Below are 17084 nucleotides of genomic sequence, written 5' to 3'. Positions count from 1 at the left end.
CTTTATTGGGTCCATTCTCCCCTTTCCACGATTATGTTACCCTCTTCGTCTACTGGGGCGTTCTTTAGTATCCGTTTAGGGTTGTGTTTCCGTTTCTTATCAGCTCTTGTCCTATTAAGATTATCCACTATGTAGTGTGTCTCTTCAAGTTCAGGCACCTTCTCAAGGGCCTTGGAAAACTCTTCTAGTATCTTTTCGGCTTCCTTTTCTATCATACATGATACCCCTTATAAAATCCCATCCTCAAATTTTCCATGAAGGATTTATGATCAAAACCTGGCAGTATATTCCGTCTCAAAATCTTATCTATCCCCGAACCGTACTGGGCGGCCTTCTTGGGCCTTTTAGCGATAAAAGCTGGCGCTCCCATGTCTAATGCAAGGTCACGGAGTATGTGCTTCCTTAGACTGTCATCACTACCTTTTATCTTATACTCTATTGGTATATTAAAGGCTATGTTTATAATTTCCTTGTCAAGGAACGGAACCCTCAATTCTGTACTTGTTGCCATTGCAGTGGCATCATCCCTTTCAAGGTTTACATGGTACATTTCTTGTATATCGGTTTTAAAGGCTTCAACAAGTTTGTCCTCACCCTCCTTATATAATCGGAGATAGCGATGGTATCCTCCAAAGAGTTCATCAGCTCCTTGGCCCGAAACTATGACTCGAATTCCATCTGCATGGGCAGCTTTGGATGCGAAATAGAGTGGCATGGCCACACCTATCTTCATAACATTAAACTCCTCTATAGCAGATAAGACAGGTTTTAGCGCGTCCTTGATCATCCCAGGGGTGACTTTTATGATCTTAGGCTTTATTCCAAGCTCTTGAGCCGCCTTCTCTGCGAATATGAGATCCTGCGATCCCTTACTGCCAACAGTATATAATATAGGCTCGGCATATTTTTTTACGAGCAGGGTGATGATGGTGCTGTCAACCCCCCCAGAGAATAATATACCAACCCTTTCAAGGTCTTGGATTCTCTCTCTAACAGCCCTTTCAAGCGCTTCTCCTAATCTTTCCTTGGCGGTATTATAATCCCATTTTGTCTCGATTTTCTCTGGTAATCTTTTTAATCTTATAATTTTCCGGTTTATTAGGATTGTTCCAGGAGGTAGTCTCTTTGGATCTTGTATGCCTATACTCCATAGGGCTTTGCGTTCAGATGCGAATGCTATGAAACCTTTTCCAAGCTTGTAATAGAGTGGTTTAATGCCTATTGGGTCTCTTGCAAGGATAATATCTTCACCATCAAAAAAGGCGAATGAATAATCACCATCAAACTTGTCCATGATCATGCGAAGGGCTTCCATCACCCCATACTCTCTCATAGAATCTGATATGAGCTTAGAGGCCGATTCTGTTCTTGGATTGTATATTCTACCATCACAGACTACTATGCCCTGGTCTCCTATGCGGGGGATTCTTTTATCTGTTATGAGAATTTTATGGCCTATAGCCACATCCCCTTTAAACCCGTGAATGGGGTGTGCTGGATCTGCTTTTTTATAGTATATTCTTGTGGCGTCGGGGCCTCTATGTTCTAGGACCCTTAACATTTTAAGGAGTTTTGGCAGGGCCCTTTCACCTATGAAACCTGCTATCCCACACATCTCAAACCCCAAAAAAGAGGAAGAAAATGACTATTTTATCCTTTTACCGGCATCAGGCCCCGGTTTCACAGAGTATATCTCTTTTATAGTTACTAGAACGGCTGATTTCGGTTCTACTTCACTCATAACATTCTGCGCCCATTCAACAGCCTCTTCAAAGAATTTGCCTGATTTGAATACCTCTGCTGTTCCTTTAAATTGGTATGGGTGCTCTTTAGCGTTCTGGACTATAAGTGATACCCTAGGGTTTTCTTCGAGATTGTCTATGGTCTTTTTCATGAAAACATCTACTATTAGTATCCTTTTATCGTCTATCGGTCTTGTGAATCCAATGGGCACCACATTAGGCGTGCCATCACTACTTGCCGTTGCTACGAAAACAAGATTCTTTTCTATGGCCTCCTTCATCTCATCAGTTAACATCTTTTTATCCTCCCCCTATGCTTATCTTATTTGGTGGAGGAAATAAAAGCTTTTGGGTTACTGCGCAGTCCATTGAGGATTACTGCAAGTGAAAGTCCCATATCACCGATGCCCACAGCCATCCATAATGATACCAGTCCAAAAATTGAAAGAAGGGCCAAGGACCCCTTAACGATTATTGAAAGGAATATGTTCTCTTTAACTATCCTCATGGTCCTTTTCCCGAGTTCTATTATTTGGTGTACCTTTTGGAGGTCATCATCGATGAGCACTATATCCGCGGTGTCAAGGGCTATGTCAGAGCCTCTGGTCCCCATTGCGATTCCAACATCTGCAGCTGCAAGGGCTGGAGCGTCATTTACACCATCACCAACCATGGCAACCCCCCCATCGGATCTTAAACCCCCTATAATGTCGAATTTGTCCTCTGGGAGCAGGCCTCCGATGTATTTATCGATTTTAAGTTCCCTTGCTATTTTCTCCGCGACCTTTGGATTATCGCCGGTTAAGATCATTGTCCTAATATTTTCCTTTGATAGTGTTCCTATTAGGGTGGGGGCTGATGGCCTCAGTTTATCCTCTAATGTTATTTCTCCGATGACTTTTCCCCTACTTTCTAGGAAAATGGATGTATCCTCAGACTCTTGCCGGGTGTCTTGGCCTAGGAAGTATAATTTACCCTCTACCTTGCCTTGAATGCCATATCCTGGCTTGTATTCCAAATCTTCGACTTTCAATGGTTCCAAGCCCTTCTCCTCTGCCAAGTTAGTTATCGCCTCTGCTATCGGATGCCTTAACCCTCTTTCTAATGAGGCGGCAACTTTTAATATGTTAGTGTTATTGTAAGTTTTTATTCCTTTTATTGTTAATTCACCTTGTGTTAACGTGCCTGTTTTGTCAAATACAATAGTTTTTACCTTTGACATCTCTTCGAGGTAACTTGAACCCTTGATTAGTATCCCCTCTCTTGTGGCTGCTGTTATCCCTGATATCATCGCAACTGGTACTGATATTACTAGGGCGCAAGGGCATGCGATCACCATTAGCACGAGGGCCCGGTATATCCAAATTTCTGGGTTACCCAAGACTATGCTTGGGATAATACCTGTTAATATGCTTGCTATTATAATTGTTGGCGTATAATATGATGCAAATTTGTCCATGAAAAGTTCCTTGGACGACCTTTTCATCCTAGCCCTTTCTATCAATTCTATGACCCTTGCTATAATCGTTCTTTCAGAATTCCTTGTGACCTTGACTTCAAGGTAGCCTTCAAGGTTTATTGTACCAGCGAATACTTCATCACCAACAGTCCTAGGGACCGGTTTGGATTCTCCTGTAATATTTGATTGGTCAACATAAGTTGAACCATTTATTATCTCCCCGTCCAAGGGTATCATGTCCCCAGGACGGATTATCATTATCTCTCCAGGTTGTACTTTACCAGCCTCCACTTTAACCTCTCTTTTTCCAACTTTTATCGTTGCTATTTCTGGTTTGAGTCGCATAAGGTCTCTTATGGATTCATAAGCCTGGCTTGTAGCATGCTCTTCTAGATATTCTGCGATATAATATAATAGAACTACAAGGGTCGCCTCAGGATAGTCTCCAAGTGAGTATGCTCCCATAACAGCTAATGTGATAAGGAGATCTATTGTGAATCTGCGATGATAGAGTGATATGAAGGCCTCCTTGAATGTTTCTAGGCCTGATACAAAAACAGTTGCTGTGAATAGTATGAAGGCAGGGAGGCTGTGCCCATTATATTGGAAGTAGAATCCCATGACAAACAAGCTAATAGATATTAGTATAATTCTTTTAGTATAAGGCATAGATGATCCCGGCTTATTTTTTTAACACTCTTGTAGCTTCACTTGAGGGTAGCATGTTGGTTGCGCCATATCCTTGTATACAATAGGATGCTATATAATTCCCAAAATAGCATGATTTTTTAAGGTCATGTCCCATGAGCCATGCATATAAGAATCCTGCATTGAATGCATCACCTGCCCCGGTTGTATCTACACATTCAACATCTAGGGCTGGTACTTCCACTTCTAGGCCGTCCATAAGCCCATAAACCCCGGAAGAGCCCCTTTTTACTATGATAACATCAACTTCATCTGCTAGTAGTTTCGCAGCCTCTCTGTAAGGTCCATGGTGATCTATCATCATCCCAAGTTCCATCTCATTTAATAATAGGATATTAACAGACTCTATAAGCTTTTTAAGAATTTCAATCCCCTTTTTGGCGTATATGTTCCCTGGATCTAAGCTTATGAGCGGCTTGGAAGATAACCTCTCTAGTAATGTCTCCTGGACATGTAAGCCTTCACCTGCAAAGGATGTTAAGTGAAGTAATCTGCTGTTCTCTACTAGGCTGATTTTTATCTCATCGATTTTTATGGTGTCGTTGACGCCTGGGTCTAGGTAGAGTGCCCTTTGTCCATGTTCATCCACGAAGCCTATTACTTTACCAGTTCTACCCTTTTCTGTGGTGGTGAGAAGATCTAAGTTGACTTTTTCCCTTTCAAGGTTTTTTTTAAGTTTAATGCCTTCTCTGTCCATTGCTACCTTGCCAATGTATGCTGTTTTAAGGCCTAACCTTGAAAGGCCTATGATTGTATTAGCTGCTGAACCGCCGCAACTTTCCCTAAATCCTCTGATTATGGTTTCCTCTTCTGGGCCTATGATCTTGTCAACCATGTAGAGTTGGTCCATGTTAAGGGCTCCGAAGCCTACTGCATCAAGCATTTAAAATCCCCTAGGATTCATCCACTTTAGAATAGTTCATGGAGGAATATTTTATCATCACCTAGTTTACCTTTGTAGTTGCCGGCTGAAACCCTTATCACACCATCAAATCTGGATACGGCTTCCACACCTACCCTAAGGGCCTCTATGACCTTTTTCCGGGAAAGTCCGTTTATCACTATCTCTGGTATGTATTTGACTCCATCTGGGACTTTAGATTTTTTGCCTAGTCTTGTTTTTAGTGATGGACAATATGGATGGTTTGTTGTGGGGCCTATCCATGGATAACTTGTTTCGGGTTTTGATGGGGCTGAACAGATATCGAACGGCGCTATAACCCCATCTATCCGTCTTATGGCTTCTATGGCGCTTTTGCCCGCTTCAAGCACGGATTCTTTATCCTTGCACATGTACCAGAAGTTGGCGCCCATTATACCCGTCTGGTATCCTAGTCTGGCTTCTATTTTGAAATCTGGCACTCCTATAGGCACTATGATCATGTTCCTCCCATAGATGGTCTCTATCCACTCGTATCCGTCGCCACAATGTCCAACATGCCTCATCATGTCAATGTATCCTTCTGGTTTTAAACTTGCATCAAAAAGGCTTGTGAAAGGCTTCACTAGGATGTCTTGTCTTATCCTATAGGATAATTCCACTTCAAATTTTTTCATGTTATCAAGGGCAAAATAGAATTGGAGGATGGCACCATGCCTTGAATCAGGGGTCATATCCTTGTCAATGAATGATTCAACACCACTTTCCAGTCTCCCTATGACTGCTGCGGGCGTGGAAGTGGCATCATACGCCGCCTTTTTAAGTGTTTCTTTGTCATGGGCGGTTACTATGGCTCTCACACACTTACCCTTAAAAGTTTCGCAGAATGTATCCTCTATGATGGTCCCGTTAACATCCACTATCCTAGGCCTCCTATGGCCTCTCCCCTGATCCTTTTACGCATTTGGAGGCTCTCCTCCACTATCTCTTCTATGTCATCGTCTGGAATGAGTATCTTTGGGAACCTTTTAAATGTTTTCATGAATTCTTCAAAAATATCGTAGCTTATCCTGAAATTTTCCAGGGCCCTTTCAGGGTCCATTGTATAGGCTTTCACGAATTCTATTATGTAGTCTCTGCCGAAACGTGAATGTAAATCAGCGATCAAACCTATTGGGAGGGCGTTCTCTGCTATGATGACTATATCAGCTTCCTTCACAGCATATTGGTTCCCGTTAAAGGATACTGCCAAGCCGCGCCCCCTAGTGTACCTGAGGGGTTCCACATCGGTTATACTATCCCCTATATATAATGTTGATTTTATGGGGATTTTTTCCCTTTCGAGTATTTCCTTGAGGGCTAGGCGTTTGCCTTCCCCCCCTACTGTTTTGACATCCTCTATGAGTTTGCCTATCCTCATCCTAGGTATTTCCTTGAAGAATATCCTATCCATTGTCTCGAAATCGGCGCTCTCCACTATCATGTCCTTGAATTGGAAAAGTTTCTCCCGTTCATCCTCTGGAAGTTCATGTGAGTCTATGTCAAGGCTTGTATAATATGTGTTCTCTAATGGGAAGTTGATGAGGTTACAGAGGGCTTCAATGTACTGTTTGTAACTTGTACTTATAATATAGGATGGCATGAACTCCCTGATTCTTTGGAGTAATTGGCGTGCCCATGGAACCAGATTAATATTTTCCCTAGAGAATTCCACTATCTTATCATTAGTAACATTATAGGCTTTCAAAAATGGTGTGATGAGTTTAAGGGTGTCACCCGCATTATAACCAGGCCTTTTAATTTCATATGCCAATATATCATCGTATCTGCTCACCGCCGCGAAGAACTTGTCACCATCCGGTATGAAATGACTGGCAAGTTCAAATGCATTGTCATTAAGTGAAATAGGACCCTCACAGTCTGTTACGAATAATTTTCTCATCTGGGATCACATCCTATCACAGAACATTCTATCCTGGATGGAATGGGGGTTTGGGGAAAATTCTCTCTAGGATATACTTTACCAGAAAAGCTGATATTATCCCCGTGACGAGGGCTAGATCCAAAGTATTATAGAATCCTTTAAATCCCAATTTTAGGGATGCTGCCAGAAGGCCAGCTGCGATTATGGGTGTTGGGAATATTACCGTTAAGGTCCATGAACGCCTCCATGGCCTTTCAGCCACAATTGGAATTCCAAGGAATAAAGCTACAATAATAGCCGATACTATCGCGATAAGGTAACTAAAGAGGATCATATTAAAAGATGAAAATTCAAAATATATAAAATTTTTCCCATAATGGGTACCTTCCTTCAAAAAAATAAATGTCTTAAAGGCATATACCCAATTATGATCAAAAAGGAGAATAGTAGATGTGAAAGATTAGTTTCATCAGAGCATACTATTGGCAATATTTTCACATCCTTTAGTCAAGGGAGGAGTTGATCATGGGACATGATAGCCGTGAAGAAATTCTGAGATTACATCATTCATCAAAGGATCTTCTCATTGTCGTTTTCTCAGCCATCTTACTTTTAGTATTTCTACAATTCCCATATAGGCTTGGGATTCTCAGAAGTTTGATTATAGGATTTAACATCTTCATAGTACTGGGATATTCTATAATATCATTTTTCTCCCCTACTTTCCAGGAGAAAAGACTATTTTGGAGGCTTATTTTAAGCGTTCCCACGAGTTTGTTGATGATCATAGCATTCGATTATCTGCCACTGGATAATCAAGGAATCTTAAGGCTGTCAGCCATGATATCGCTCGTGGCTGGGATACTAGCATATGTTAGGAGAGTTAGGAGGCAGAAGATTATCAGAAGATCTCTGAAAGAGACTGTGGATGAAAAGAATATCATAAGCCCATCAGAAGCTGCTAAGATAGCTATAAAACGACATCAAAGATTATCAGCTGGGGATGAGCTTGAAAAGGTATTCCCCCCAGAAGAATATTTCAAAGTTGAGGAGAGAAAAGAAGAGTTAAAACTAGGATCTTATACAGATCTCATACTAATTTTTATATTCACGATAATAACAATGATCTCACCGATCAAATGGCCCATTGGAATATTCATGATAGCACTGATCCCGGGTTATCTGCTCTTAACAATCCTAGCCCCAAAAAAGGGCACCATAAACTCCTATGAGAGATTATTCCTAAGTTTCGCAGCGAGTATAATCATAAGCACCATCATCAGCTTAATCTTAAAAAAACCTTCAAATTCTGCCCTTACAGAGATATCCTGCAGACTTTCTCTTCCCCTAATAATAACATCCTTTATGATACGATCAAGGATTAAACTGGCTGAAAGATTTTATTGGAACCCCATCAAGTCCATCAAAAATACGCGCTTGAACAAGAACCAGATAATATCACTCATATTGCTCATCATACTCGTTTCGATGATAGGATCAACAATTAACATCATATTAAACCCAGTCCCGGAAAAATTCACAGAATTTTACATCCTTGGACCCACAGGGAAAGCATACGATTATCCAACCAACCTAAAACTGGGCGAAACCGGGGAAGTAATTATAGGAGTCATAAATCATGAATACCAAACCACAAACTATAGGATAATCGTTAAGATAGGTGAAAACATCATAGATAATATCACAATAACATTAAAAAACGGTGAAAAATGGGAGAAACGTTTCAAATTCACCCCAACAGAAGTCGGGGACAACCAAAAACTCCAATTCTTACTATACCGTTTGCCGGATGAAAAAAGAGTTTACAGGTCCCTTAACCTTTCCATAAACGTCAAGGAATAGGAGTGAGAATTGTGAAGGATAAAAACGTCATAGTCACCGGAGGTCTCGGATTTATCGGTTCACACCTTACAGACAGATTACTAAAAGATGGTAACATGGTCACGGTTATAGATGACTGTTCCACAGGCTCAATCAACAATTTAACCATGAAAGACCATGAAAACCTCAAAATCATAAAAGGCAATATCACAAAATTGGACCTTGAAAAAATCTTCAAAGGAAAAGATTACATATTCCACCAAGCAGCCCTTGCAAGCGTGGAAGAAAGTGTAAAAAATCCAATAAAATGTCATGAAATAAACGCCACAGGCACCCTCAAGGTCCTCCAAGCCGCGAAAAAATGTAACATTACAAAAGTATTAAACGCATCCACATCTGCCGTCTATGGGGACAACCCAAACAAGCCATTAAATGAAAACGAGACCCTTAAGCCCCTTTCACCATACGCTGCTTCTAAGGTTTCGGCAGAATCATATTGTAACGTTTACACCCAATGTTACGGGCTTGAAACCGTATCATTAAGATACTTCAACGTGTTCGGACCCCGTCAAAACCCGAGATTAGAATATGCTGCTGTCATACCACGGTTCATAAACGCCATACTATCAGGAAAAAAACCGATAATCTATGGAGACGGCAACCAAACCCGAGACTTCATCTATGTAGAGGATGTGGTGGAAGCCAACATACTACTTGCAGAATCAAAATTCACAGGCCCAGTCAACATAGCCACTGGTAAGAGCATCACAATAAACAAATTACTAGAAGTGATAGAGGATATCCTTGAGGTTGACATCAAACCCATCCACCATGATCCGAGACCAGGTGACATAACAGACTCCAAGGCGGATGTAAGCCTCTTGAAATCCCTCGGATTCAAAAAGATTACGAAGCTCAAAAGCGGACTTGAAAAGACAATAGAATGGTACAAGAGAAGATAAAGACTTTTAAGGATTGGGAAGAATTTGTAAACAAACTATCAGCAAAGCCTATGAACAGCCATACTAACCTTTGATATCAAGGGTTGACTTGATATCCTCTAGTATTTCCCCAGCATAGTATCCTGAGAATATCAGGCCGAGGAAATTAATCATCCAAAATGATATTATACGGTCCATGAGTGCTATGCTCCCCGCTACATTGGCTGGTATCTGGAATAATATGAAAAGTGTTGTTAGGGAGATCTCAATTGAACCAAGACCCCCGGGGAGCATTGAGATCACCCCTATAAAATTTGCTAGGAGAAATATGATAACAATCACAAAAAAGCTCGTATGAACCCCAAAGGCCAAAAAAACTAGATACAATCTGATACATTCCATTAACCATGAGAGTAATGATAACGAGAAGATTATGAGGACGTCGCTCCTGCTTGAATAGGACTTAGTATGCTCAATAATATTGATTATAGTCACTGTTATCTTATCATAGATATTATCAAGGGTTTTCTCGGCTATTGGGGACCTTTCCAGGATCCTATGGATCCTATCATATAATCTTATACCTATGCCTTCCTTCCAATTAACCAAATAGATTAGGGCTGTTAAAAGGATCGAAATAGAACCTCCAATTAAAGCTATCCATCTTATCATGGGGATGAACAAGGCCGCGATTATGAGAAGACTCCCTGCTATTCCAAGGTCGAAAAATCTTTCAGTAAGCCCGGCTGATAATCCACGTGAGATGGGGATTTTATTTATCTTCTTACCAGCTAAGGCATTTATAATTTCCCCAGCACTTCTCATTGGACTAAGATTGCCCGCGAAGAGTCCTATAGTTTTCACGATAAAATTATCAACATAGGATCTCTTTTTATCAATTATAAAACCCCATCTAAGGGATCTTATAAATACTATGATAAAATGGACAATTATAGCTAAGATAATGATAAGCCATCGCACCCCCAAAAAAGCGTATATCACATTGGAAGGGCCTACCCATCCTATAAGGATCAAGAGGAGTATGAGGCTGAGAATGAAGACATAGAGTTTTTTCATGATTATAACCTCTCCAAAAAATTAATACCTTTATAGATTGTTCAAACGCATTCTTATCTTCTCTATAATCTTATGGGATAATGCTCGCGTTATGAATATTATATACCTCAGGAGATCTGATAGTCCTATGTATGATTTTTCCATGTCATAATGGCAGCCTATTGGAACTTCATCTATTATAAGTCCGTGCGCCGCTGCCACGCGTATAAGCTCTGATTCATAAATATAATCATCATATGGTATTTTAAGTAATAATTGTGCTTGATCTGCGCTAATGGCTTTGAAACCGCTTTGGCTGTCAGTTAACTGATAACCTGTCAAATAATCTAGGAGATAAGTTGTTATCCTATTAGAAAATCGTCTATGCAATGGCATCCTACTGATATCATCCATAAAACGAGAGCCTATAACTATCTGGGCCCCATTAATCCGGGATGCTAAAGATTCTATATACTGGGGGTCATGTTGTCCATCACCATCCATCAAAACTATAACATCATATCCATTGTTGATTATTGCCCTAACCCCTGTTTTAACAGCCGCGCCCTTACCTTTATTCTCCCCATGTTTTATAACTGCTGCGCCGGCTTTTTCGGCTAGTGTGCTCGTACTATCTGTAGATCCGTCATCTACAACTATAACATCTCCATATTTAACGGCCTCCTTCACAACTTCTCCTATCTTCGCCTCTTCATTATATGCTGGTATTATTATAACTATCTTCATAGTATCCACGATAAAAAGGGTTGATTGTAAAATCCCCTCCTACAGCATAATACTTTATGCCAAATGCATGGGGGAGATCCCTAAATTTTTTGATTCGTGAAGCCTGTTAGGGGGGGTCTCCCCCCTCTTGCATGGAAGCTTCTGAGACTGCCCACAGTTTCGCGCTCATAATCATGTTTTCTTTGTTACTTGAATCATATAAAAGTCTCGTTGTACACCCTACTTTCGTGGCAGCGCTCAAGTAGCAACATTTTTGAGGTGCATAAATTAATGTGGGAAGCTCTATGCAATACTCTTGTGAACTGTTTCCTGTTACAAACAAAATACACCGCAGCAGTACTGCGGAGGCTTTTTCTCCATGGACACGAGGAACCGTAAATGCCTATACACTTTTATAGTTCTTCGGATGGTTTTCCCGGCTTTTAAACTCGTACTCCCCGGATTACTACTTTGGCTCTCACTCCCCAAATGGGGATTTCCCCGCCAAGATCATTAAAAAGGATAAAATGGTTCCTCAATTAACATAATATGGCTAAATTATTCTCTCTCCCGGAAAATTAAATAAAAATATTTATATAAAAGCTTTAACTTATATCTTTATTTGTCACAGGTTAAAGTGCCTGTGATGTGGGAGGCGATAATATTTCGACTGGTATAACAGTACTATGCATGCTATGCATAGTACTGGCTACAGTAGGTACCAGTTACGCCCAAGAAAACACAACCACAAACTTTGAACTACAAGATAACACTAGACCATTAAACGAAGAGAACATCAACGAGACCCCCACCATCATGGGAAAAACCCCTAATGAAACAATCCAAAAAGCAGCATATAATGAAGGGGATGTGAAGACCGTGGAACCCGCGGATATCGAGGATGCGGCGGTCCGTGTTAACAAGTTCATCCAAGAGGACGGAAGACTCCCAAAGTATGTGAGTATCAAAAATTCACAGGTTAACATGCCAGAATATTTATACCTCCTCACAGCATCCCTAACAGGTGGGGATACCATCATAAAGAACGTGGAACTACCCAAAAACTCCACTGGGAATACACTGACCGGTTCGATAGAATTAAATGACTACCTTGAACTTGCAAATAGGGTGTACGATTTCATAGAATCGAAAAATAGAGCACCCTCCTATGCGACCTACCATGACATTAAAATCAGATTCGAATCTCTCGTATGGCTATTCACAAAAGCCATCAATTTTAAAGTAACAAATCAACGCCTACCCAATTACATAAGCCTTGAAAAACTCAATAACATAGGCACATACGTTATAGACAATAACAATCCAGGCAGCACCTCAGGAAGTGCTGCCAATGACAATTCAGTAACTATCAATGCTATCCTAAATGCTGCGGTTTCACTTAAAAGTTTCATAGAACAAAATCAGCGCCTACCCACATATGTGCAGGTGGCAAATCAAAAAATAAACCCAAGCCAATTCCTATACCTCATGACTAAAAGCATAACCAAAATAAATAACGGGAAAAACACACCCATCAACTTAATAGGGGCTGATGAGGCGCCGAAACCTACAGGTACCGCTACAGGCGAGCTTAAACTCACAGAATATCTCCAAGTCGCGGAAACTATCGCAGGTTTCATCGAAGCCAACGGGAGATCACCAAATTATGCCAGAACAAGTATTGGCAGAGTATCCTACCCCAACCTTGTCTATGCTATGAGCCGGATACTCACCTTCTACAAGGAAAATAACAGGTTACCTAAAATAGTAACAATAAAAATGGTATACAACCAAAAACAGGATACAAATAACGGACTCAGCCAGTATCTTGTGGCTACTGCGAATTGTCAGGTGAATGATCCTAGTATTCAGAAATTGGCGGCTCAGTTAACTGCTGGTCTTACAAGTGAATGGGATAAGGCCAAAGCCGTCTTTGAATGGGTCAGGGATAATATAAGCTACAGTTTCTATTATAATACGAGGTATGGTGCTGTTGGAACCCTAAAATACAGGACTGGTAATTGTTGTGACCATGCACATCTTGTCGTGGCACTTGCAAGGGCAGCCAGCCTTCCAGCACGCTACATGCATGGAATCTGCACATTCTCCAGCGGAACCTATGGACATGTCTGGGCACAAATTCACATTGGGGGTACATGGTACAATGCAGATGCAACAAGCACTAGGAACAGTTTAGGTGTAATAAACAATTGGAACACAGCAACCGGGACAATACTAGGAACCTACGCAAGCCTACCATTTTAAAGGCCACCATATTCGTGGAGGGGAGGGACAAAAAAACCCTCCCCATTTATTTCTTTTTCTCCCCCCAAAAGAATGCTTCTGGAATGTGAAACAGTACCCCCTCCCCTTGGGGGCTCCCAGGATGCCGAAAAACAAAGAGTTTAAATTCATGCTTATCCTTCCAGTTTGGAATAAAGGAGTCTATAAGACCCCCTTATTATGAAAGAGAGAGTCTTCGCGCCCTTTTTTCAGATTCCATGTAACAACAAGCAATAAATATAATTTTTAACGTCTCTGCTAAACCCTAACGGATACAATAATGGGGAATATTTTATATATTATGAGAATACAAACATATCCCAAGATATGGGGCTGTGAACGGCCCCCACATCTAACGCTTGCAGAGAGAATTCCCACAATCACCCCAAAGGGGCAAGTCCTCTCCATGAGGCTGGAGATTTCCCGGTCAAGTGGGGGGGATAGTCCACTGGTACAATTCCAGATAAGGTGTGAAAAAATTCTTCAGTCTTTAAGGTGACATGATATACTATCTGCATTTATTATCCCCATTGGGGGATGAGGGAAGGCTGAAAAAAGTTGAAAGATGTGATCTGAGTCTGGGAGACACTCCCCACGGTGTGTGGGGGCTGCGATTTTTTTCTTGTGATAATATGGAGGGGAATGAAAGTTGGATCTTATATATTTTAGGGGTTGTATGGGTAGGGAAAGAGTCCCTGAAATAGTCAGGGCCACAAGGCAAATTCTGGATCATGCAGGGGTCTCTTATAGTATCCTTGAGGATGAAGAATGTTGCGGTTCGGTGCTGCTCCGCACAGGCTTCCGTGAAGATGCTAAGGAGAAGATAAATGAAAATCTGAACTTATTCTCTGATTCTAGGTTGCTTGTATCATGTGCTGGCTGCTACAGGACATTTAAAATAGATTATCCCCGCCTATTTAATGTTAAGGTAGATGTTATCCATAGTTCCCACTTGTTCTATCAATTATTAGAGGCGGGTGAAATCCAAATTAAAGGAGATTTAAAAGTTACATATCATGACCCCTGCCACCTTGGAAGGCATTGTGGAGAATATGATGCTCCACGGAAGGTCCTAGAAGCTATTGGAACCCTCGTGGAGATGGAAGATCATCATATGAATGCGCAATGTTGCGGGGCTGGAGGTGGTGTGAAATCAGCATATCCACACATTGCAGAGAAGGTAGCCCAGGAGAGGATAAAGCAAGCCCTTAATACCGGGGCGGATATACTATGCACCACTTGCCCATTTTGTAAATACAACTTAAAATCTCATAGAATAAAAGTGATGGACATTTCAGAGATCATAGCTAACCTCATGGGGGTGCCAAGATCCACGAAAATCAACTGAAAAACCTTAGGGAATCCTTCAAAGTATTGGCTGAGAGAAGAGTGGAAATAATAGAAGATCCCATGATAAGAGAATTAAAAGAAACTGTGAAGAATATAAGGGAAACTTCCATTAAAAACCTTGAAAAGTTACTCCAAAGGGTGGGAGAATCCTTTGAGGATAATGATATAGAATTTTATATTGCAGAAACTGGGGAGGAAGCAAATAATATCATCTATGATATTGTTAAGGATGAGAAGACAATTGCAAAGTCCAAATCCAATACACTCACCGAGATAAACCTAGTAAAATTCCTTGAAAAAAAAGGCCTAGAAGTTATAGAGACAGACCTAGGTGATAGGATAATCCAACTAACAAATGATAAACCAATACATCCAACAGCCCCCGCCCTACACTTCAACATGGAAGAAATAGCTGATACAATAAATGAGAAACTTAAAGTGAAAGTCGATGCAAACCCAGAGGATATAATGAATACCATAAAATCAGATGTTCTCAGGAAACTCGAAGATGTTAATGTGGGGATTACAGGGGCTAATGCAGTGGCAGCATATGACGGTTCAATTGTAATGGTCCATAATGAGGGTAACATAGGCCTACTATCACTTAAAGACACTCATATTGTCGTATTCGGCATCGACAAACTAGTAAGTACATTAGAAGATGCTATTTCAGTGGCCAAGCTCGAAACAGTCTATGCTACCGGTTCGAGGGTTCCATCATATATAGGTGTGGTTTCGGGTCCGTCTAAGACAGCTGACATCCAGAAAATACTCCTAAAGAACATGTATGGTGCCAGTAGGGTTGTTGCGATAGCCCTTGATAACGGTAGAAGGAAAGCCCCACCAGAATGTCTATGGTGTATAGGCTGTGGAACTTGTATAACATCCTGCCCAATTTATAACGTCGTGGGATATGATTTCGGCTACAAAGGTTACCTTGGTGGTAGAGGCGTGGCATTCACAAATTTCATAGAAGGTGAAAGGGCAAGTTTCGATGCTGGAATATATATGTGCACACTCTGCAGCCGATGTACCACAAAATGTCCCCTTGAGGTCCCCATAGCAGATATAATAGAAGAGGTGAGGTGTAAAGTGCAAAGGGCAGGTTACAAGTTAGATGCCCATGAGAATATAAAAAGAAACATTAAAGAAACTGGGACACCATTCAGATAATGGGGACTTCCGACCCCAGCTAAGACTTCATGCCATCCAACTTCATTCACCATTTTGAGAAGGTTCACGACCCTAACAGCCCCAAGAGTTCCTTGACATGTGGGTTGTCCCCAGAATTCCATTTTTGAAGTTTCCATGTGGGGAACATCCTAGAAATACTCGAGTTTTTCCTACTTTCATCCCCCCTACTTCGAAGTGGACTTCGTGCCGAAAAAGATAAAAAGGATGTTTTTCTGATAAAATAAAAAATATCATCTTCATTCTCATGAGGGAGGTTCATGAATTGCTTCTACTGGTAAGTCCAATCAACACAAAGGAGGCTATAGAGGCCATTAAAGGTGGTGCAGACATAATAGATGTGAAAAATCCGAGGGAGGGATCTCTTGGAGCCAGTTTTCCTTGGATTATAAGGGAAATAAGGAGGATAACACCTGATAACATGCTTGTAAGCGCCACACTAGGTGACGTCCCATATAAGCCAGGGACTGTTTCACTAGCTGCACTAGGTGCCCTTACAGCCGGAGCAGATTATATAAAAGTTGGTCTTTATGGGACGAAGAATTTTAAAGAGGCAGTTGACGTGATGGAAAATGTTGTAAGGACAATAAAAGGCGAGAAAAAGGAAGCTTTTGTGGTCGCGGCTGGATATGCCGATGCCCACAGGGTGGGCTCAGTAGATCCGATGGAAATCCCCAAGGTGGCCTATGAGTCCGGAGCCGATGTTGCAATGTTAGATACTGCTGTAAAGGATGGTGAAACATTATTCGATTTCTTGGGTGTTGGGGAACTTCAGGACTTTGTGCGAGAAGCACATGACCTGGGATTAAAGGCTGCTCTGGCAGGTTCCATTAAAAAAGAACAATTAAGGTCACTGGACGAGATTGGATGTGACATAGTCGGTGTAAGGGGGGCTGCATGCGTTGGAGGGGATCGTAACACTGGCACAATACACAGGAGTGCAGTTACAGAACTTAAGAGGTTAATAGAGGTTATTTAGGTG

General features: G+C 41.2%; 16 protein-coding genes. 6 read left to right on the top strand and 10 right to left on the bottom strand.

Translation table 11 applies throughout. The features are described from left to right. Positions 1-2 precede the first annotated feature (2 nt). From gatC to ehaA, 8 genes are all read right to left on the bottom strand, one after another. Entirely contained in the window at positions 3-215 is a 213-nt protein-coding gene (gatC, locus tag ACZ5XX_RS06260; protein WP_464583572.1) for an Asp-tRNA(Asn) amidotransferase subunit GatC, read from the bottom strand. Further along, entirely contained in the window at positions 212-1615 is a 1404-nt protein-coding gene (locus ACZ5XX_RS06255) for an asparagine synthetase B family protein (RefSeq protein ID WP_464583570.1), read from the bottom strand. The genes gatC and ACZ5XX_RS06255 overlap by 4 nt, the downstream gene beginning before the upstream one ends. 30 nt (positions 1616-1645) lie before the next feature. Then, complete coding sequence (locus ACZ5XX_RS06250) at positions 1646-2038, bottom strand: pyridoxamine 5'-phosphate oxidase family protein (protein ID WP_464583568.1); 393 nt, start codon at positions 2036-2038, stop codon at positions 1646-1648. 26 nt (positions 2039-2064) lie between these two features. Next, on the bottom strand, positions 2065-3822 hold the full coding sequence (locus tag ACZ5XX_RS06245) for a heavy metal translocating P-type ATPase (protein ID WP_464586277.1): 1758 nt from the start codon (positions 3820-3822) through the stop codon (positions 2065-2067). A 61-nt stretch (positions 3823-3883) separates the two neighbouring features. After that, positions 3884-4792, bottom strand: a complete 909-nt coding sequence (locus ACZ5XX_RS06240) for a carbohydrate kinase family protein (protein ID WP_464583566.1) — start codon at positions 4790-4792, stop codon at positions 3884-3886. A gap of 26 nt (positions 4793-4818) precedes the next feature. Then, positions 4819-5709 carry a formylmethanofuran--tetrahydromethanopterin N-formyltransferase gene (locus ACZ5XX_RS06235; RefSeq protein ID WP_464583564.1) on the bottom strand — a complete coding sequence of 297 codons (891 nt, stop codon included), beginning with the start codon at positions 5707-5709 and terminating at the stop codon, positions 4819-4821. Further along, positions 5709-6731 carry an energy-converting hydrogenase A, subunit R gene (locus tag ACZ5XX_RS06230; RefSeq protein WP_464583562.1) on the bottom strand — a complete coding sequence of 341 codons (1023 nt, stop codon included), beginning with the start codon at positions 6729-6731 and terminating at the stop codon, positions 5709-5711. The genes ACZ5XX_RS06235 and ACZ5XX_RS06230 overlap by 1 nt, the downstream gene beginning before the upstream one ends. Positions 6732-6759: 28 nt before the next feature. After that, positions 6760-7047: an energy-converting NiFe hydrogenase A subunit EhaA gene (gene ehaA, locus ACZ5XX_RS06225; protein ID WP_464583558.1), complete on the bottom strand. Its 288-nt coding sequence runs from the start codon at positions 7045-7047 to the stop codon at positions 6760-6762. A 191-nt stretch (positions 7048-7238) separates the two neighbouring features. Between ehaA and ACZ5XX_RS06220 the strand changes: the two genes are divergently transcribed. Both ACZ5XX_RS06220 and ACZ5XX_RS06215 read left to right on the top strand, forming a co-directional pair. Continuing rightward, a complete protein-coding gene (locus tag ACZ5XX_RS06220) occupies positions 7239-8576 on the top strand; it encodes a DUF1616 domain-containing protein (protein ID WP_464583556.1) in 1338 nt (445 codons plus the stop codon). A gap of 11 nt (positions 8577-8587) precedes the next feature. Continuing rightward, positions 8588-9517, top strand: coding sequence for an SDR family oxidoreductase (locus ACZ5XX_RS06215; RefSeq protein ID WP_464583554.1), 930 nt, complete (start codon positions 8588-8590; stop codon positions 9515-9517). Between the two features lie 63 nt (positions 9518-9580). On the opposite strand, the gene ACZ5XX_RS06210 is transcribed toward ACZ5XX_RS06215, so the two are convergent. Together ACZ5XX_RS06210 and ACZ5XX_RS06205 are read right to left on the bottom strand one after the other, a co-directional pair. Beyond that, positions 9581-10573, bottom strand: a complete 993-nt coding sequence (locus tag ACZ5XX_RS06210; RefSeq protein WP_464583552.1) for a UPF0104 family protein — start codon at positions 10571-10573, stop codon at positions 9581-9583. 30 nt (positions 10574-10603) lie between these two features. Next, positions 10604-11299 carry a glycosyltransferase family 2 protein gene (locus tag ACZ5XX_RS06205; protein ID WP_464583550.1) on the bottom strand — a complete coding sequence of 232 codons (696 nt, stop codon included), beginning with the start codon at positions 11297-11299 and terminating at the stop codon, positions 10604-10606. A gap of 627 nt (positions 11300-11926) precedes the next feature. Here ACZ5XX_RS06205 and ACZ5XX_RS06200 point away from each other — a divergent pair. From ACZ5XX_RS06200 to ACZ5XX_RS06185, 4 genes are all read left to right on the top strand, one after another. After that, positions 11927-13543 (top strand): pseudomurein-binding repeat-containing protein, encoded by a 1617-nt coding sequence (locus ACZ5XX_RS06200; protein ID WP_464583548.1) that lies wholly within the window; start codon positions 11927-11929, stop codon positions 13541-13543. A gap of 667 nt (positions 13544-14210) precedes the next feature. Continuing rightward, positions 14211-14909, top strand: a complete 699-nt coding sequence (locus ACZ5XX_RS06195; protein WP_464583546.1) for a (Fe-S)-binding protein — start codon at positions 14211-14213, stop codon at positions 14907-14909. Beyond that, positions 14891-16084, top strand: a complete 1194-nt coding sequence (locus ACZ5XX_RS06190; protein ID WP_464586275.1) for an LUD domain-containing protein — start codon at positions 14891-14893, stop codon at positions 16082-16084. Before ACZ5XX_RS06195 ends, ACZ5XX_RS06190 begins: the two co-directional genes overlap by 19 nt. Positions 16085-16367: 283 nt before the next feature. Further along, the gene (locus tag ACZ5XX_RS06185; protein ID WP_464586273.1) at positions 16368-17081 is read left to right on the top strand and encodes a (5-formylfuran-3-yl)methyl phosphate synthase; all 714 of its coding nucleotides are present in this window, start codon (positions 16368-16370) and stop codon (positions 17079-17081) included. Positions 17082-17084 lie beyond the last annotated feature (3 nt).

It is taken from the genome of Methanothermobacter crinale, from assembly GCF_055397825.1.
Note: the sequence above shows the minus strand (reverse complement) of the source record. Positions and strands in the feature narration are given on the sequence as shown.